General features: G+C 64.4%; 16 protein-coding genes. 8 read left to right on the plus strand and 8 right to left on the minus strand.

The features are described 5' to 3' along the window. The first annotated feature begins 41 nt into the window (after positions 1 to 41). From ACH46_RS00315 to ACH46_RS00330, 4 genes are read left to right on the plus strand one after another with little or no spacing between them, the layout of a single operon-like run. Complete coding sequence (locus ACH46_RS00315; protein ID WP_062391172.1) at positions 42 to 1,433, plus strand: IS1380 family transposase; 1,392 nt, start codon at positions 42 to 44, stop codon at positions 1,431 to 1,433. Between the two features lie 51 nt (positions 1,434 to 1,484). Then, positions 1,485 to 2,942 carry an SIR2 family NAD-dependent protein deacylase gene (locus ACH46_RS00320; protein ID WP_157850971.1) on the plus strand — a complete coding sequence of 486 codons (1,458 nt, stop codon included), beginning with the start codon at positions 1,485 to 1,487 and terminating at the stop codon, positions 2,940 to 2,942. Beyond that, a complete protein-coding gene (locus tag ACH46_RS00325; protein WP_157850972.1) occupies positions 2,939 to 3,808 on the plus strand; it encodes a sce7726 family protein in 870 nt (289 codons plus the stop codon). The genes ACH46_RS00320 and ACH46_RS00325 overlap by 4 nt, the downstream gene beginning before the upstream one ends. Then, on the plus strand, positions 3,801 to 4,733 hold the full coding sequence (locus ACH46_RS00330; RefSeq protein ID WP_226995896.1) for a sce7725 family protein: 933 nt from the start codon (positions 3,801 to 3,803) through the stop codon (positions 4,731 to 4,733). The genes ACH46_RS00325 and ACH46_RS00330 overlap by 8 nt, the downstream gene beginning before the upstream one ends. 100 nt (positions 4,734 to 4,833) lie before the next feature. On the opposite strand, the gene ACH46_RS21170 is transcribed toward ACH46_RS00330, so the two are convergent. The 3 genes from ACH46_RS21170 to ACH46_RS00345 all read right to left on the minus strand — a co-directional run bounded on the left by ACH46_RS21170 (position 4,834) and on the right by ACH46_RS00345 (position 7,238). Next, positions 4,834 to 5,187, minus strand: coding sequence for a hypothetical protein (locus ACH46_RS21170; RefSeq protein WP_157850974.1), 354 nt, complete (start codon positions 5,185 to 5,187; stop codon positions 4,834 to 4,836). A 95-nt stretch (positions 5,188 to 5,282) separates the two neighbouring features. Next, positions 5,283 to 6,308, minus strand: coding sequence for a PDDEXK family nuclease (locus ACH46_RS00340; protein WP_062391184.1), 1,026 nt, complete (start codon positions 6,306 to 6,308; stop codon positions 5,283 to 5,285). A 441-nt stretch (positions 6,309 to 6,749) separates the two neighbouring features. Then, positions 6,750 to 7,238 carry an LppP/LprE family lipoprotein gene (locus ACH46_RS00345; protein ID WP_157850975.1) on the minus strand — a complete coding sequence of 163 codons (489 nt, stop codon included), beginning with the start codon at positions 7,236 to 7,238 and terminating at the stop codon, positions 6,750 to 6,752. 174 nt (positions 7,239 to 7,412) lie between these two features. On the opposite strand from ACH46_RS00345, the gene ACH46_RS00350 reads away from it, so the two are divergent. Further along, on the plus strand, positions 7,413 to 7,814 hold the full coding sequence (locus tag ACH46_RS00350) for a nuclear transport factor 2 family protein (protein ID WP_062391186.1): 402 nt from the start codon (positions 7,413 to 7,415) through the stop codon (positions 7,812 to 7,814). Positions 7,815 to 7,898: 84 nt separating this feature from the next. Here the strand turns inward: ACH46_RS00350 and ACH46_RS00355 are convergent, their stop codons facing one another. Genes ACH46_RS00355 through ACH46_RS00365 form a run of 3 tightly spaced genes read right to left on the minus strand, consistent with a single transcriptional unit; the run spans position 7,899 to position 12,017 of the window. Beyond that, positions 7,899 to 9,761, minus strand: a complete 1,863-nt coding sequence (locus ACH46_RS00355) for a DUF3556 domain-containing protein (RefSeq protein WP_062391187.1) — start codon at positions 9,759 to 9,761, stop codon at positions 7,899 to 7,901. Positions 9,762 to 9,770: 9 nt separating this feature from the next. Then, positions 9,771 to 11,234, minus strand: a complete 1,464-nt coding sequence (locus tag ACH46_RS00360) for a class I adenylate-forming enzyme family protein (protein WP_062391188.1) — start codon at positions 11,232 to 11,234, stop codon at positions 9,771 to 9,773. Between the two features lie 12 nt (positions 11,235 to 11,246). Then, complete coding sequence (locus ACH46_RS00365) at positions 11,247 to 12,017, minus strand: SDR family NAD(P)-dependent oxidoreductase (protein ID WP_062391189.1); 771 nt, start codon at positions 12,015 to 12,017, stop codon at positions 11,247 to 11,249. 214 nt (positions 12,018 to 12,231) lie between these two features. Here ACH46_RS00365 and ACH46_RS00370 point away from each other — a divergent pair, with 214 nt between their 5' ends. Beyond that, positions 12,232 to 13,524 carry a PucR family transcriptional regulator gene (locus tag ACH46_RS00370; RefSeq protein ID WP_193392927.1) on the plus strand — a complete coding sequence of 431 codons (1,293 nt, stop codon included), beginning with the start codon at positions 12,232 to 12,234 and terminating at the stop codon, positions 13,522 to 13,524. 23 nt (positions 13,525 to 13,547) lie between these two features. Here ACH46_RS00370 and ACH46_RS00375 read toward each other — a convergent pair whose 3' ends face one another. Further along, positions 13,548 to 13,916 carry a PLD nuclease N-terminal domain-containing protein gene (locus ACH46_RS00375; protein WP_062391190.1) on the minus strand — a complete coding sequence of 123 codons (369 nt, stop codon included), beginning with the start codon at positions 13,914 to 13,916 and terminating at the stop codon, positions 13,548 to 13,550. A gap of 161 nt (positions 13,917 to 14,077) precedes the next feature. Here ACH46_RS00375 and ACH46_RS00380 point away from each other — a divergent pair, with 161 nt between their 5' ends. Both ACH46_RS00380 and ACH46_RS00385 read left to right on the plus strand, forming a co-directional pair. Further along, positions 14,078 to 15,079, plus strand: coding sequence for a diaminopimelate dehydrogenase (locus tag ACH46_RS00380; RefSeq protein WP_062391191.1), 1,002 nt, complete (start codon positions 14,078 to 14,080; stop codon positions 15,077 to 15,079). Between the two features lie 100 nt (positions 15,080 to 15,179). Next, on the plus strand, positions 15,180 to 16,049 hold the full coding sequence (locus tag ACH46_RS00385) for a universal stress protein (RefSeq protein WP_062394784.1): 870 nt from the start codon (positions 15,180 to 15,182) through the stop codon (positions 16,047 to 16,049). A gap of 107 nt (positions 16,050 to 16,156) precedes the next feature. On the opposite strand, the gene ACH46_RS00390 is transcribed toward ACH46_RS00385, so the two are convergent. Then, positions 16,157 to 17,584 (minus strand): aldehyde dehydrogenase family protein, encoded by a 1,428-nt coding sequence (locus tag ACH46_RS00390; protein ID WP_062391192.1) that lies wholly within the window; start codon positions 17,582 to 17,584, stop codon positions 16,157 to 16,159. Between the last annotated feature and the right edge of the window lie 23 nt (positions 17,585 to 17,607).

The following is a 17,607-nucleotide window of genomic DNA, read 5'->3' on the forward strand; positions in this document are numbered from 1 at the left end:
GCGACAGTCCGATTACGTCAGAGCGAAGGAGCACCTTCCTGGTGAGCAACTCTACCGTGTTCTACCCACAGATCCTTGCCGCCGGGGACGGCAAGAACCTCGTGTCCCACGCCGGAACCATCCTGCTGACCCGCACAGTCGAGGTCAGCGGCCTGGCAACAGAGTTGTCGACAGCGTTGGCGCCGTGGCGCAAACCTTTGGCCTGGCACGATCCGGGCAAGATCGTCGCCGATCTCGCGGTGGCGTTGGTCGCCGGCGGCGACTGCCTCGCCGACATTGCCACCGTCCGCGATCACCCCGAGGCGTTCGGGCATGTCGCCTCCGACCCGACCGTGTCTCGCCTGATCTCCGCCCTCGCCGCCACGCCAGTCGAGGCCATGTCAGCGATCGCTGCTGCGCGCGCCGCGACCCGGGCACGGGTGTGGTCTCTGGCCGGCACAGCCGCTCCGAACCACGGCATCTCGGCGAGGAATCCGCTGGTCATCGATCTCGATGCGACTCTGGTCACCGCCCACTCCGACAAGCAAGCGGCAGCAGGAAACTACAAGGGCGGCTACGGATTTCATCCGATGACCGCGTTCATCGACCACGGACCGGGCGGTGCGGGTGAAGCCGGGACGATCCTGCTGCGGCCGGGCAACGCCGGATCGAACACCGCCGCCGATCACATCGCCACCACCCGCACCGTGTTGGCACAGATCCCAGGTCTACCAGCACGTCCCGGCCGGAAGGTGCTGATCCGCACCGACTCGGCGGGCGCCACCCACGACTTCCTCGACTACCTGCATAAACAACGACTCTCGTACTCGGTCGGGTTCGGTCTGGACGCCCGGCTCGGTGAGATCATCGACCGACTCCCGAAACAGGCATGGACCCCGGCCTACAACAGTGACCGCGAGCCGCGCGAAGGTGCTGACGTCGCCGAGTTGACCGGAGTCATAGACCTGACGGGATGGCCGCCCGGGATGCGAGTGATCGTGCGGCGGGAGAAACCGCACCCCGGTGCACAACTGCGTATCACCGACCGGAACGGGTGGCGGCTGACCGCGTTCGCGACCAATACCAAACTCGGGCAGCACGCCGACCTGGAACTGCGGCACCGCCGACGCGCTCGGTGCGAGGATCGGATCCGGCAGAGCAAAGACTGCGGCCTGATGAACTTGCCGCTGCACTCGTTCGCGCAGAACCAGATCTGGACCGCGATCGTGGCGTTGGCGTTCGACCTGAACGCATGGATGCAACTGCTGGCGTTCACCAGCACAAACACGCGAACCTGGGAACTCAAGACGCTGCGACTTCGGTTGTTCTCGATCGCAGCTCGTCTGGCCCGTCACGCCCGCCGGCGGCGAATTCGGTTCGATACCCGCGCCAAGTACACGGGCCTGCTCATCACCGGACTCCACCGCCTCGACGCCTTCACAAACAGCAGCTGACCAGCACACCGCTCCTATCCGAACGATCTGAAAGGCACCCTCTCCGGGCCCGTGAAACCCGGCCGCGAACCGGCGGCACCCGGCAGACCTGTCGTACCCGACCGACATAATCAGCGCTGCCGCAATCAATCCGAACCGCTCAGGACAGGAGAAGCCCCCGACGAAAGATTGAGGCTAGCCAACGAGTTCTACTCGGTGTGGTGGTCCGATAAGCGATTCTCAGATTCGAGAGACAGGTATGGTATTGAGGTTACTGATCCCTCATCAGCGCTAAAGATCGAAGTGGCAAGGTACTTCGAAGAAGCGATTGAAGGATTCGAGCCGACGGCCGAGTACGCTTCCGAGTTCTCGCTCTTGCAGAGCGCAAATGTCGAAGGAGTGATAACGACCAACTTCGACAGGCTGATGTCCGTTGTTTACCCTGACTACACCGTCTTTACTGGCCAAGATGAGTTGCTGTTTGCCGATCCACAAGGTATCGCGGAAATCTACATGATTCACGGGTCTTCGCAGCAGCCGCGTTCACTCGTTCTGACGGGGGAGGACTACGAGGACTTTGAAGAGCGAGATGCGTACCTTGCCGCCAAGCTGATGACCTTCTTCGTCGAGCACCCGATCGTTTTCCTTGGCTACAGCCTGAGCGACAACAACGTACTTGAGATACTTCGTTCGCTGGTGAAGGCGATGCGTGGCACCAACGCGAGCAAGCTTAAGGAGCGCCTTCTTTTCGTCAACTGGGACTCGGAAGCTTCCCCAGAGATTCGCTCTCGAACCGTGCAGATCGAAGGTGGTCAAATCGAGGCATTTGAGATCGTTGTCCCTGACTTCATCGACGTCTTTCGAGCGCTAGGAATCAAGGAGAGGGCGCTTCCGGCTCGTGTTCTACGTCAGCTCAAGAATCAGATTTACGAACTCGTGAAGAGCAACGATCCTGACGGTCGACTCGTGCAGGTTTCCGACATTGAGTCAGCTTCGGATCAACTCGACGTGGTGTTTGGTGTTGGTGCCAAGATGACAGTCAAAGGGATCATTGGCCTGTCTCGCTGGGACCTTGTTGATGATGTGCTTGGTTCGCCAGACCGTGGGCTTCCCAGTGACCAGGTGATATCGGAGGCGTTCGGGAGTTCCTTCGCTAGCAACTGGTATGTGCCCTACTGGAAGCATCTCCGGCAAGGTGGATTCCTTGACGAGGCGGGGAGCTTGCTGCCGCAGGTTGAGGTCCCATCCAAAATTCATTCCTATATATCCCGAGAAACCAAGAACCTGGGAAAACGCTCTCTCCCGGATGGTGTGACCTTTCAAGACGTGCTCGATCGCGAAGGAGAGGACTGGATTCTTGGCCACCCTTGGTCTTTGCTCGACGAGACCCGCGACGGTGAGGGCTTGCGAGAGTACCTGAACAACAACCGAAGCTATCGTCAGCAGTCCTACTACCTCACGCAGTACGCCAAGTTGGCCGTGACCCTCGACTGGCTGATGTACGGACCCCCGAACGAGGCCAAATCATGAGCGTTGTAGAGAGCCAGGCGGCAGCGGCCTCGGCATTGCTTTCGGCACCCGTCCTCCGATCAGCGATGCGAGACGGCCCAGCATCGAAGTTAGCGAATCGCACCATTTCAAGTCTCGTTGCGAGTGGTCTAGCCACCGGTGCATCCACCGTTCGTACTCTGATCTGGCGATGTGACCGATGGCTTTCGCGCCACTACCGTAACGATCTCGTCTACCGCAGAGCCGTTCTCGGTCAGATGATCCCCTGGAGCGACGGCATCCTCCTTCCGGAGTTCAGGGTCGGCCGCTCCATCGTCGACTTCTTGGCCGTGACAGACACGTTGCACGCCGTCGAGATTAAGAGCGACCTCGACAACACTTCCCGACTCGATAGCCAACTACACGACTACAGGAAAATTGCACCCTTGGTATCTGTTATGGCATCAAAGCGCGTAGTGGAACGAGTGCTCGCTGCCCGGGAGTTCGAGACTGTCGGTCTTCACTGGCTTGATGCGAACGGTCGCGTGGAGACTGTCCGCGATGCGGAGTTTAGCCGTGAATACCTTGATTCAGAGGTCTTAATGCGGTCACTTCGTCGCGCAGAGTATCTCAGAGTCCTGTCTGCTCTTGGCTCTACTGTTCCCGATCTCCCGAACACGCGGGTGTTCTCATACGCACTAGCAGCTTCCCGAGATCTGGACCCGCTGATTTTCCACAACGCGGTAGCCGATCAGCTGAGAGAGCGAAAGCCGCGGGCTGGCCGTACATTGATCGCTCGATTGCCCGAACCGGTGCGGCCCGCCGTATTGAAGCTCGATCCGACGAGGCAGCAGATATCCAGTCTTCAAGACTGGATGAACCAGGAGGTTGCAAATGTATATGCCTAGGCTGAGGGCACGACAGCACGAGGTATTTGCTGTTCGAAACTGCGCCTCAAGTTTCGCTGCATCTTCGCGTGTCACACCGATTCTTGAGCCGGTGGCCGCGCCAAATGACCTCTTCACACGCAGGCTGGGAGCGATAGCCGAAGAGGGGGCCAGTTGTGACCTCGTCCTTAACCCTTCGGTCGGTGATCTACGTTCGAAGGGTAGTTGGAGAGAACTTGGCGACTATTACCTTGAGAACGCTCTTCTCGAGCACCACGGACTTGCCGTCCTCTCCAATGCCGACGCTGATCACGCAGCGATGTCGCGCTGGATCAGTGAGGCTAGGGGCGCTGGGCACCAGTTCACGCTCGATATCGTTCATGAACTGGATCTTTCCGTGACCCTGCAAGGTGCGACGTATCACGGAGTTCGATGGAACATTGCCGAAGATCGGACGGTCCCGGCGTCATATGGTCTGCCCCTCGGAGGCCTTCCGGTGGTCTGGGCGAACGACCCGTTTCCTTCCTTGCCGCGCAATCGAGAGTATGTCGGTCGTGAAGAGGGGATCTTCAGCACTCGCGTTGCTGGCTACAAGAGCGCAGGTTACCTCGGCGTCAGCGACTTCCTCACACTTGGAAGGGGATATCAGCCAGGCGGCGGTCCAGCCTATGCGGTAGTTATTCACTTCACTTATGAATCAGGTGATGTCGTCCGTCTGAAGCACTTCTGCTCTGAAAGCAATGAGACTCAGGATGACCCGGCTGGGAAGTTCTTCGAGGCCCTTGAGAAGCTCATCGACTTCGTTGACGAAAGGTCGCTCCCAACAAACCTAGGAATCGACGGGTTCCGCGATCTGTATCAGCGTCAGCACTTTCCCGGGCTTGGCAAGGTCAAGGAGTTGTCGATTATGAATCACATGTTGGTCATGCAGGACGCGATTATCTAGATTTCGTGTCGAGATGACTCAGTCGGAGAGGACACGGAGATGCCAGCGTACGACTTTGCACGAGGATCCCAGCCTTCCCAACTAGAAGCGAGACATCACTTCAGTCGTCAGACTGTGATTCGTTGGCTCGCTTGACGACGCCCTTGGCGACCGGCTTTAGAGGTCTCCAGTCGATGCCGCTGCCTCGCCAGTAGCGGTCGCATTCCGCCTCGATCTCAGACTTCAGTTCGTCCAGTTGCGCGTAGCTCGCTTGCTCAGACTTGGACAGACCTGGACCCTTCATCTGTTCTCTGTACGCATCAAGCTTCTCTTGAATTCGGCGCAAGGCTATACCAGCAGCGCTACTAAAACCCCTTATGTGGCCGTCATCACGATGATCGCTCAATACCTGTCGAGCAGACTCCTGCACAGTATCTCGCAGGAACTCACCTGCCTTTTGAAAGTGATTATTCACCGCACTCCTTCCTCGATTCTGCTAGCCAGCCGAGGCTAGCAGCGTAGGTCAACTTGGCTTCGTCGCACCGATGCCGTGGCGAACGCCGTCGCGGTTCAAAACGGAGTCTCGGCGTTCGTGGACCACGGACTGGTTGGCGTTGGCGGCAACGCACCTTCTGGTAGCGGTAGGTTTGCGACGACGTAGAGGTTCAAGATGTCGTCGCGATCCATGAACATGATCTGGCTGCGCTTGTGGGCGTCGAGTGCGTTGCCGAGCCAGTTGCGCGCCGCCTTGGTGATCTCGCCACCCGCCACGATGAAGGCATGATCGACCAGTACGCGACGATTGGTCTCGGGGTCAAAGATCTCGTGCGCCAGCATCATGAGCGCCTGGTTGTGGATCCCAGCCATGTTGGCGTTACCCGTCTTGGTTACCCCCGAAGCGTCGAGCTTGCCCCTCTTCGCCTGGATTCCGAAGTAGAGAATGTGCTGCGTCGGCAAGGTGTAGCGCATCCAAATGTCCTTGCCGTACTCCAGAGCCTTATCCTTGTGCCCGGCGGCCGTGATGCGGTGGTAGCCAAGTTGTCTGAACATCGGGAGTAGCACCTCCTCGATGAGGTCATCCTCGCTGCACTGGTCGAGGTACGCCGTCAGGAGTTGCCGCCGTTCCAGCTCAGCCTTGCTGAAGGGTCGGTGGGGGTTGGTGGCAAGGATGGTCACGGTCTGGGTGCCGACATGACGCAGATAGCAGTGGTTGTCCTCGCCATAGAATGCCTCGAAACCTTCGCGGCCAAGGACCTCGTTGAGTTGCGCGAGCGCCCGTGGACGGTCTGACCCTTCGTTGAGCCGATCGGCCGGGCTCATCAGCTGATCGATGAGGCGACAGAAGATCTCTGGCGGGCGGTTGGGTCCGTCGTGCGGTTCGGCCAGCATCTGTTCCAGCACATCTGCCACCCAGCGGTGGCGAGTGGAACCGTCATGCTGGTACTCCGTCTCCAGCTCTTGGAAGAACGAGGTGATGTACATGCTGGACCGGTAGGGGAAGTACTTGGCTTCGTCCTCATTTTCGGCGTCGTCACGGCCCGTGTTGCCCACGATGAGGTCAGCAAGAGCTTCGAGGTTGCGGCGCTTAAACTTCACGGTGCCATTATCGCAAGTCAAGCCGACAAGCCTCCGGACTCAGCAACGCTCGTGTGCCGCAGCTCGTGCACGGTCACCTCGGAGTGTGCAGCACAAGGAGACGTCAGAACAAGTCTCTCGTGTGCGTCCAGACGGTCATCCGATGCACGTTGAACCGCCGACAGATCGAGACCACGCTCTCACCGTTCGCGCGGGCTGTTCGGATAGCGTCCACTTGGCTCTCCGTGAGGGGTGTTCTAGCTCGTCTCCTAGGGTTCGCGACGACTCCCGGCTCATCGTCAGCGGCACCGTCCGGCTGATCGCCGAGCACGAGCTTCGCCTGATTCCACGCGGAACTCAGCCGCTCGAACCGCTGCCAGGTGTTCGGTTTGAGTCCACCCGCGTCCACAGTAAGAAAACGAAACCCGGAAGCGAATCTCGCTTCCGGGTTTCTGCGTTCCGCTACCGCAGCACCTGCGGCGGGAGCGGTTCGATCGGGAACGGCGGGATGAACGGCAGGAGCTGGTAGTGGACGGTCGCGTGACCGCGCGGGTGCGCCGTGGTGTCGTCGCCGATGAGCCACCGGAACTCGACGGTCACCTCGCCGGGCCAGGCGCTGCCGCTGACGTGGGTGAAGGCCGTCGACTTCGGGGTCGCGGTGTTCACGTAGCGGTGATGGTCGAAGAACAGGATCTGCGTCGGAGAGCTACCGGTGGCGCCTTCCGGGAACACCTGAACCCAGTTCAGGGAGCAGTCCATCGAGGAGCCCTGCTTGTACACGCGCCAAGCGATGTCGCGGCCGGGGAACGGGGCAGGCAGTCGATGGACGGCGGCGTCGACGGCGCGCGACGGGAGTTCGGCACAGGACGCCGAGGAGGATCCGAACGACGGTGACGGCTGGGCCGCCGCCTGTCCGCTCCCGACGGCTCCGGCACCGATCGTGGCTGCCATGACTGAGAACGCGATCGCGCTGATGGCTGTACGAACTCGCATCTTTGTACCCTTCGTCAATCCGTGTGCTGGGTACGTCGGATACGAAGGTCTAGGCGTTCCGTCGTGTCATTCAACGGAATGACACCTTCCGACCTGCCTACAGTCGAGACGACCGTCGAAGAGAGGCACGAGATGACACCGTCCCAGACCATGCCGCCCGTGATCGAGGAGTGGCACCGCCTGATCGCTGAGCCTGATGCCGCACGACTGCGCGGGTTGATCGCCCCGGGCGCGGTCTTCAAGTCGCCGGCCGTCCACACACCGCAGGAGGGCGGCGATGTCACCTTCGCGTACCTGTGGGCCGCACTGGGAGTGCTCGGTCCGACGCTGACCTATCGGAGGCAGTGGTATGCCGAGGACTCAGCGGTCCTGCAGTTCACCGCGGAGGTCGACGGACTCTCGCTGGAGGGCGTCGACATCATCACCTGGAACGACGCCGGCCTGATCGTCGACTTCACCGTCATCGTCCGGCCGTACAAAGGACTGCAGGCGCTCATCGCGGCGATGGGTGCGGCGCTGCAGAGCGGAGGCTGAGAGCCGGTCACGCACACCTACCGAATGAGACGGATAGCGGCAGCGGGCCCCGCTGGGTCCGCTGCCGCTGTGTGACTGCTGTCGTCAGGTGGTCGTCCGGCCTGCCGAGCCACCGGTGAGGGTGCTCTGGCGGACGTAGCCCGGGGCGGTCCAGGAGACCGCGAGGGGGACGGGGCCGTTGGGCAGCCACGGCTGCTCGTTGACGCAGTCCGGCACCTGCCAGCTTCCGCGTTCCACGACGCCCAGCGCGGCGTCGATGACCCGGTACTGCTGAGGCGTGCTGGTCTTCCACGGCGTCGGCTGCGATTCGCAGTAGGTGACGACCAGGTCGCCCGGCTTCAGGTCGAGGCGCTTCTGGACCGCCGCGATCAGCCGCTCGTCGTGCAGGTGACCGTCGCCGAAGTTCCAGCCGAGGATGGTGTTGCACATGAACTCGCCTTCGCGAATGGTGCGACCCTCGATGTCGTCGAGGTGCTCGTACATCGCCGACAGCAGTCCGCGGCCCTGGCTGTGCATCGACCGCCAGGCGATGGCCTTCTGCACGGTCCGGTCGGCCTCGTCGAGCGGGTACGGGGTCGGCGCCATGCGCTGAAGCTGGTCGATCTGGTTCTCGACCAGGGGCAGTTCGTTGAGACGTTCCTCGATGCCGGGCTTCATCGCCCAGACCGCCGAGGCCCAGTTGCCCGAGTACTGCCGCATGGAGGGCAGGAAGGACACGAGGTCCGGGCGGAGGTTGCCGAGGATCGGTCCGAACAGGCCGAGCGCGAACACCGGGATCAGGATCCATGCGTTGTGGAAGTTCCAGATGCTGTATGTGGCGACGTCGAAGCCGGCGCCGAAACCGCCCCACAGCACGACTGCGATGTAACCGAAGTAGACGTTCCACTCCAGTGGAACGGCCAGCGGGAAGGTCGAGGTGATGAAGATGTGGAAGACCAGCATCAGCAGTGCGGCGACCGTGGCCACCGTCGCGTTGGTGGTGACGAGCAGGAGCAGCGGGATGACGATCTCGACCGCGGTGCCCGCCACGTGAGCCATGAACCACGACAGTCGGCTCGGGCGCAGGTCGTCGGGTGCCCCGCGGTAGTGGGCCTTCTTCACGACGTTCAACTGGCCGGGGCTGTTCGAGATCATCGGCGGGATCACGTTGATGAAGTGCTCGCCGAGCTTCGAGACGCCGGCGCAGACCCAGACGATCACGATGATGATCTTGAAGACGATGACGAGGTTGACGAAGTCCGCTTCGGTGGCGCCGTCGCGGAGGACGAGTGCTCCGAGGATCGCCGACCACAGCATGATCGGCAGGTACTGCTCCGCACGGGCGGCCAGGAAGATCACCTTGTCGCGCAGACCCATCAGCGGCATCAGGACCAAGATTGGGATGAACGCGTAGGCGGGGATCAGCTCCTGGGCTGTGGTGCCGTCCGGGACGTGGGTGACGGGGACAGCGTTGATCGCCAACGGGTACACCAGGCTCGCGAGAACCCCGAGGTAGAGGACGACGTCGACCACGGTACGTTCGTCGCCGCCGGTCAAGGGGACCTTCCGCGCCCACGGCGCCATCCGGATGGTGCCGGGCCGGACCCAGAAGCGGATGTTGCCGAGCATCGGGACGAAGTGTCCGCAGAGGGGACCGAAGGCGCCGGCCAGACCGATGACCTCGAGGAGCATCAGCCACACGGCGAGCTTCTGATAGACGACGATGTGCGTGAACCAGGTCGAAGGATCGGTGAACTCCACGCCCGACGTCGTCCACGACGTGATCGCGAGACCGACCGCGAAATACAGGCCGAGCATCTTGAGGACGTAGACCACGTGGAGCATGCGCGGGGTGTTGAATCCCAGCGTCACCCACGACGTCGTGAGCACTCGCAGGCGTTCGCGAAGCGGGAGCGTGAGGAACTCGCCTGCGGGCATCGGCTCCGGTTCCGGTGTGAAGAATCCCATGTCAGCCTCCTAGGCAGTGGCGGATGCGCTGTGTTTGCGCAGGGTGGGCTTGTCGAGCTTGCCGACGGGATTCTTCGGCAGTGTCTCGAGGACGGTGATGTCGACCGGAACCTTGACCTTCGTCAGGTGCTCCGCGCAGAGGGCGCGCAACGCCTCGACGGTGGTGGTGCGTTCCGGGTGCAGGGCGACGAAGGCGACCGGGACCTCTCCGTAGACCGGGTCGGGGCGGCCGACGACGGCGACCTCGACGACGGCGGGGTCGTGCGCCAAGACGGTCTCGATCTCCTTCGGGTAGAGGTTCTCGCCGCCGCGGATGATCATGTCCTTGATCCGGTCGACGAGGCGCAGATAGCCGTCCTCGTCGAGGATCCCGACGTCGCCGGTGTGCAGCCAGCCGTCGCCGAGGGCCTCGGCGGTGGCGTCCGGACGGTTGAGGTAGCCCAGCATCACGTTGTCGCCGCGGATGACCACCTCGCCGCGCTCGCCCGCGGGGAGCAGGGTGCCGTCGGTGCCCATGATTCCCACGGTCTGGCCGGGGAGTGCGACGCCGACGGTGCCGATCTTGCGCGGACCGTCGATCGGGTTGGCGGTCGCGGCACACGTGCATTCAGTGAGTCCGTAGCCTTCGAGCAGCGGGAACCCGTACCGGGCCTCGAACCCCTCGAGCAGTTCCTGGGAGGCGGGGGCAGCTCCGCAGATCGCGAACCGGACCGACGACGTGTCGAACTCCATCTCGGTGGGCAGTGCCAGCAGGTGGCTGAAGATGGTCGGCACCGCCGAGAAGTAGGTGGGCCGCAACTCCTGGATCGCGGTCATGAACTCGACCGGGTGGAACCGGCTGAGGATCGAGAGACGACCACCGCTGCGCATCGTCGCAAGGAAGCTGACGCAGATGGCGTTCACGTGGAACAGCGGGAGGACCAGGAGGCAGTGGTCCTCCGAACTCAGACTCAAGGAGTCGTCCATCATCGACGACATCGCCGAGACGTTGGCGTGGGTGAGGATCACGCCCTTGGGCTTGCCGGTGGATCCGCTCGTGTAGATGAGCAGGGCCGGCGCGTTGTTGTCGGTGATCGGTGCGGCGGCGGGGCGCTGGGCGACGGTCCGCAGGTCGTCGACCTGCAGCAGTGTCCGACCGGCGGTCGGCGCCGTGGCGTCGTTCGCGACCACGAGGGCGGCGTCGGCGTCGCGGATCTGATACTCGGCCTCGGTGGCGGTGAACACGGGGTTGATCGGTGTCGCGGTGGCACCCAGGCGCCACGCGGCGACGATCGAGGTGAGCAGCTCGATCCGGTTCGGCAGCATCACTGCGACGACGCTGCCGCGAGCGACACCGAGGTCCGCGAACTGTTCGGCGGCGGCCGCGACTCGGGCGGCGAAGTCGTCGTACGTCAACTCCTCGCGGTCGTCGCGCAGGCATGGGCGGTCGCCCCATTCGGCGGGACGTTCCCAGGGCAGGTACGGGTTCGGCATCGGGTCGTCTCCTCAGAACAGGCCGGCGTTGAGGCCGCCGTCGAGGACCACGCCGCTGCCGTTGCAGAACGACGAGTCCTCGCCCGCCAGGAACAGGACGGCCTTTGCGACCTCGTCGACCGTGCCGAACCGGCCCTGACCCTGGGCGATCATGCCGGCGAAGCCGCCTTCGGGAAGGCCGAGCTTCTCCTCGAAGCCCTGCACCTGGGCGGTGACGAGCTGGGTCTCGATGAAGCCGGGGAGGACCGCGTTCACGCGGACCCCGTGGGCGCGGAGTTCGATGGCAGCCGTCTTGGTGAGGTTGACGACGGCGGCCTTCGAGGCGCTGTAGGTGCCGATGAGCGGGGTGCCGGCCAGAGCTGTCACCGAGGCGACGTTCACGATGGTGCCGCCGCCGCTCGCGATGATCGCCGGTGCCGCGTAGCGGATGGAGAGGAAGACTCCGTCGAGGTTCACCGACATGAGGTGCCGCCAGGTCTTCAGATCCAGTTCGACGATCGGCGAGAAGTCTCCGATGCCCGCGTTCGGCACCATCACGTGCAGTGCGCCGTAGGTCGCGACCGTCTGCTCGACGAGCGACTTGACTTGCTCCTCGTCGCGGACGTCGCACGCGATGGCGGTGGCGTTGGCCAGCTGGTCGGCGGCGGCCTGGGCTGCGGCGGCGTCGAGATCGGCGACGACGACGTTCGCGCCGGCGTCCGAGAGGTGCTGGGCGATGGCGAAACCGATACCGTTGGCTCCGCCGGTGACGATGGCGGTCTTGCCTTCGAGGTTGTGCGACATGGTGTGTGATTCTCCTGAGTGTCGTGCGTTGTGACTGACAACAACGCTAGGAGTATGGGTGACCGATGCCACTGTGCTGAGCGCACGAAGATGGGTTGATCGTTTGGTGATCGACGGACCGTCTGCGGAGCCGCACTCGGTGGTGCGATGATGTGCGGCAGGTCACCTCGGATCTCCCAGGCTGATATCGAGGCGTGAGAAGGAGGGTCACTGCATGACGACGCGTCGCACCGTCGCAGAGGTCCAGAAACAGGCGAAAGCGCGGGTCAGCGAGGTGGCGCGCACGATCGGCGAGCGAGTGCCCGAACTCGCGACCGCGATGCACCTGGAGATCGCGGAGAACATTCCGGCTCTGCACGGGGACCCGCTGATGCTGGAACTGCTGCGCGCCAGCACGGAGAGCAATGTGGAGACCTTCGTGCATCTCGCACAGCACGGGCTCGCGTTGGACGACGTGGAGCCGCCTCCCGCCGCGACCGCCTATGCACAACGTCTCGCGCAGCGTGACATCTCGTCGATCGCCTTGATCAGTGCCTACCGACTCGGGCAGCGCAGCATGGTCGACCTCGCCTTCGCGGAGATCCCGCTCGAGGGTACCGATCCCGAGGTCGCCTATGCGGCCGTCCGGCTGATGCACGAGCTCGCCTTCGGCTACATCGATCGAGTCTCGGAGAAGGTGGTCGTCGCCTACGAATCCGAGCGGGAGAGCTGGTTGGCCAACCGCAGCACGGTCCGGGCGACGACCCTCGCCGGGCTCCTTTCGGGCGAGGAGATGGACGTCGGAGACGCCGAGTCGGCGCTGGGCTATCGCCTCCGCCAACGACATCTCGGAGTCGTGCTGTGGGAGAGTGCCCGCGACAACTCGACCAGCGCGCTGCGTCGGCTGGAGTCCGTGGTCGGGTCCGTCGCGCAGGCTGTCGGAGCCGTGGGCCAGCCGCTGTTCATCCCGAAGGACCGGTCTCTGGCATGGGCGTGGATTCCGCTGGGACGCGGTTCGACCGAGGTGGATCACGAGGCGATCCTCCGCCGGGTGGATGAGGAGACCAGCGGGAGCATTCGTGTCGCACTCGGCTCGGTCGGTGCGTCGACCGCCGGCTTCCGAGAATCTCACGGACAGGCGGTGCGTGCCTACTCGGTCGCGACGGTCGCCCGGGACCGGGCGCTCACCGTCACGACCTACGACGACCCGGGCGTCCGCACCGTCGCGATGCTGGTCGGGGACCTCCCGGCGGCGCGGTCGATGGTCGTCTCCACCTTGGGCCCGCTCGCCGCCGACGATGAGGCGGCCGAGCGATTGAGGGAGACCCTGTCGGTGTTCTACCGGGAGAACGGCAGTTATCAGGCGGTCGCTCGAATCCTGCACCTGCACCGGAACTCGGTGAAGTATCGCGTCGACCGCGCGACGGAGATGCGGGGCCGGCCGATCGAGGACGATCGCTTCAACGTGGAGCTGGCCCTGCTCGCCTGCCAGTGGCTGGGGCGGGCGGTGCTCATCGATGCTGACTAGGCAGTGGACTCATCCAACGCGACCTAGCCTTCGTCGCCCGGGTCCCCGTCCTTCATCTCCCGCGCCCGACGCCGCTGCTCCTCGACACGCGCACGCGCCTTGCGCCGGAACTCCTCGTCCTCGCGCGCAGCGATGGCCGCCTTGTACTCGGGTCGCTCGTACTCGGGGAAACCCGTGGTCCGGGGTTCGGGACGAGGAGACCCCGAGAACGTCGGCGGGCCCTCGGGACGGCCGATCGCGAACCAGATCACCGAGCCGACCAGCGGCAGCAGGAGCACGATGAACACCCACGCGATCTTCGGGAGTTGCCGCACGCGGTACTCCTCCGCGAGGATCACGTCGATCAGCGCCACGACCCACATGGCGAAGACGATGAGACCGATGAACGGCATGGCGACCCCCGTGAAGCGACGAACAGTGCACCGATCCTAGCCCGATCGATGCCGACGCGGCGTGCGTCGAGGGTCCGGCATCACGCACGAAGCGGCCGATAGACTCGGACACGGCCGACCGGGCGGGTCGGATCACCGCAGACTTCGCAAAGGACCTTTCAGTGAGCACACGCATCCGCGTCGGCATCGTCGGATACGGAAACCTCGGCCGCGGTGTCGAGACCGCGATCGGACTGAACCCGGACATGGAGTTGGTCGGCGTCTTCACCCGCCGCGATCCGCAGAGCGTCCAGACCGTCGGTGAGAACACGCAGGCGTTCACGATGTCGGAACTCGACCGCGATCGGGACGACATCGACGTCCTCATCCTGTGCGGCGGCTCGCGCAGCGACCTCCCGGAGCAGAGCCCCGCGCAGGCCGGGCGCTACAACATCGTCGACAGCTACGACAACCACGCGCACATCCCCGAGCATTTCGCCGCCGTCGACGCCGCCGCGCAGACCGCGGGCACCACCGCCGTCATCTCGACCGGATGGGACCCGGGGCTGTTCTCCCTGAACCGCGTGTTCGGCGAGTCGATCATTCCGCAGGGAGCCACGTACACGTTCTGGGGCCGCGGCCTCAGCCAGGGGCACTCCGACGCCGTCCGCCGCGTGCCCGGCGTCGCCGCCGGCGTGCAGTACACGCTGCCGTCGGAGACCGCGATCGAGCGAGTCCGGGCCGGTGAGAACCCCGAACTGTCGACGCGCGAACGCCACACCCGCGAATGCTTCGTCGTCCTCGAGGAGGGCGCCGACGCCGAGCAGGTGCGTACCGACATCGTGACGATGCCCGACTACTTCGAGCCCTACGACACCACCGTCCACTTCATCACCGCCGAGGAGCTCGCACGCGATCACCAGGGCATGCCGCACGGCGGCTTCGTGATCCGCAGTGGCCAGACGTCCGGGGGTACGACGTCCGAGGGCACCAAGCAGGTCATCGAGTACAGCCTGGCGCTGGAGTCGAACCCGGAGTTCACCGCCAGCGTCCTCGTCGCATACGCGCGCGCCGCGGCCCGCATGAATCGGGCGGGCGACATCGGCGCCAAGACCGTGTACGACGTGGCCCCCGGACTGCTGTCGCCGCTGTCGCCGGAGGAACTCCGTAAGAGCTACCTCTGAGGCCCTGGACCAAGGTCCCCGACTTCCCTGACCAGGACATATTCCCCGACGCCTCTGGCACGCTGGAGGAAGCGGGGGACGTATGGGAAGGATCGAGGAGATGACGGTTCATTCGGCGGTTTCAGTGGCGGTCGACGGATCGGATCAGGCACTGCAGGCGGTGCGCTGGGCGGCCAAGTCGGCTGAGCGTCTCAATCGGCGTCTCGACATCGTGTCGGTGTTGCCTCCGGTCGCGACGGTCTTCGGTCGCCTGTCAATGCAGTCCGACGAGGAGGCGATGCACGCCGCCCGGCAGAAGGCCGAGTCGGCGGTCGCGACGGCTGCGCAGACGGCGGTGAGTGCGGCGTCCGCACCCGTCGAGCACCGGGTCATCGAGGGCAAACCGGCCCTGGCCCTGCGCGCCGTCTCGACGCGGTCGCACATGCTGGTGGTGGGTCGACGCGGCCTCGGTGGCGTCCGCGGCCTGCTGCTCGGCTCGGTCAGCACCGACCTCGCGGCCAACTCCGACTGCCCGACGGTCGTGGTGCCGTCGGGCGGAGGTCGTGACAGTGGGCCGGTGGTGGTCGGCTTCGACGGTTCGCCGGCGGCCGACGCGGCGCTGGAGCGGGCGTTCGATGCGGCCGCCACCCTGAAGGCTCCGCTGACAGTGGTGCACTCGTACGGCGGATTCACCGACGAGGTGTTTCACGGCTACTCCGGTCAGGTGCTGGAGAATCTTCGCGGGAACGCCGAGATCGCGGTCGCGACGCAGATCGCGGAGCACAGCGAACGACTGCCCGACGTCGAGGTCACCATCGACCTCACCACCGAGCCCCCCGCCGAGCATCTGGCGACGCTGTCGGAGACGGCGCAGCTGGTGGTCGTGGGCACGCGCGGCCGCGGCGGTTTTCGCGGCCTCACACTCGGGTCGACGAGTCAGGCCGTCCTGCATGTGGCGCAGAGCCCGGTGATGGTGGTCCAGAACCGCTAGCACCGACCGTCCCGAGCACTACCAACGCGTACACCGCGCTGACACCGGCGAATGTCCGATTCTCGACGGGGTTACGCGTTGGTAGTGCTTTCCGGTCCGGGGCCGGGTCAGGCGCCGAAGCCCATCAGCGACTTGACCTCGAGGAACTCGTCGAAGGCGTAGTCGCTCCACTCGCGGCCGTTGCCGCTGCGCTTGTAGCCGCCGAACGGGGCGGTCGGATCGATGGACGCCGAGTTCAGGGTGATGGAACCCGCCCGGAGCTTGGAGCCGACGTACCGGACCTGCTCCAGGTCCTCGCCGGAGACGTAGCCGGCCAGACCGTACTCGGTGTCGTTGCCGATCTTGATGGCCTCGTCCACCGAGTCGTAGCCGATCACCACCAGCACCGGGCCGAAGATCTCGGTGCGGGCGATCTCCATGTCGTTGGTGACATTCGTGAACACCGTGGGCTTAACGTAGTAGCCGGTGTCGAGACCGTCCGGGCGGCCCGCACCGCCGACGATCGGCTTGGCGCCGTCGGCGATCGCGCGCTCGATGAGCCCCTGGATCTTCTCGAACTGCGCCTCGGACACCACCGGGCCCAGCCGGACACCGGTGGTCGGATCGCCGACGGTCAGCGGGGCGGCGGCTTCGGCGGCAGCGGCGGCCACCTCGTCGAGTCGGTGCGACGGCACCAGCATGCGGCTGGGTGCGTTGCACGACTGCCCGGAGTTGACCATCATCGCCGCGACGCCGGCCTTGACGTTCTTGGCGAGGGAGGCGTCGTCGAGCAGGATGTTCGGGCTCTTCCCGCCGAGTTCCTGGGCGACGCGCTTCACCGACGGTGCGGCGCTCTTGGCCACTTCGACACCCGCGCGGGTGGAGCCGGTGAACGAGATCATGTCGATGTTCGGGTGCGCGGACAGCGCCGATCCGACGCCGGGGCCGTCGCCGTTGACGAGGTTGAACACTCCCGCCGGGACGCCGGCGGCGTCGAAGATCTCGGCGACGATCGCGGCGGAGAAGGGTGCCACCTCACTGGGCTTCAAGATCATGGTGCATCCGGTCGCGAGGGCGGGCGCCACCTTGCACATGACCTGGTTCAGCGGCCAGTTCCACGGGGTGATGAACCCGCAGACGCCGATCGGCTCCTTGACGATCCGGGAGGTGCCGCGGTCCTCGGAGAAGGAGAACGTCTTCAGCGATTCGGCGGCCGTCGCCAGGTGCGCCATGCCGATCGGGACCTGAGCCGCGGCGGCCAGGCCTGCCGGGGCGCCCATCTCGGTGGTCACGGCGGCGGCGAGGTCGTCCGCACGTTTCTGGTACTCGCCGAGGATGGCGCCGATCAGTGCGATGCGGTCGTCGACGGTGGACGACGACCACCCCTCGAAGGCGTGTCGGGCAGCGATCACGGCGGCGTCGACGTCGGCGCTGCTGCCGAGCGCGACGGTGCCGGCGGGCCGCTCGGTGGCCGGATTGATCACGTCCAGGAGCTTGCTGTCGCCGATGGGATCGACCCACTGGCCGTTGATGTAGAACTTGGTCAAATCAGTCATTGTCACTCGTTCCATGAGGTGCG

Source organism: Gordonia phthalatica, from assembly GCF_001305675.1.
Taxonomy (GTDB): domain Bacteria; phylum Actinomycetota; class Actinomycetes; order Mycobacteriales; family Mycobacteriaceae; genus Gordonia; species Gordonia phthalatica.

Coding starts and splice junctions, on each gene's coding strand:
- ACH46_RS00325 (WP_157850972.1), top strand. CDS start 2,939: ATGAGCGTTGTAGAGAGCCAGGCGGCAGCGGCCTCGGCATTGCTTTCG.
- ACH46_RS00390 (WP_062391192.1), bottom strand. CDS start 17,584: ATGACTGATTTGACCAAGTTCTACATCAACGGCCAGTGGGTCGATCCC.
- ACH46_RS00385 (WP_062394784.1), top strand. CDS start 15,180: ATGACGGTTCATTCGGCGGTTTCAGTGGCGGTCGACGGATCGGATCAG.
- ACH46_RS00360 (WP_062391188.1), bottom strand. CDS start 11,234: ATGCCGAACCCGTACCTGCCCTGGGAACGTCCCGCCGAATGGGGCGAC.
- ACH46_RS00330 (WP_226995896.1), top strand. CDS start 3,801: ATGCCTAGGCTGAGGGCACGACAGCACGAGGTATTTGCTGTTCGAAAC.
- ACH46_RS00370 (WP_193392927.1), top strand. CDS start 12,232: ATGACGACGCGTCGCACCGTCGCAGAGGTCCAGAAACAGGCGAAAGCG.
- ACH46_RS00375 (WP_062391190.1), bottom strand. CDS start 13,916: ATGCCGTTCATCGGTCTCATCGTCTTCGCCATGTGGGTCGTGGCGCTG.
- ACH46_RS00355 (WP_062391187.1), bottom strand. CDS start 9,761: ATGGGATTCTTCACACCGGAACCGGAGCCGATGCCCGCAGGCGAGTTC.
- ACH46_RS00345 (WP_157850975.1), bottom strand. CDS start 7,238: ATGGCAGCCACGATCGGTGCCGGAGCCGTCGGGAGCGGACAGGCGGCG.
- ACH46_RS00365 (WP_062391189.1), bottom strand. CDS start 12,017: ATGTCGCACAACCTCGAAGGCAAGACCGCCATCGTCACCGGCGGAGCC.
- ACH46_RS00350 (WP_062391186.1), top strand. CDS start 7,413: ATGACACCGTCCCAGACCATGCCGCCCGTGATCGAGGAGTGGCACCGC.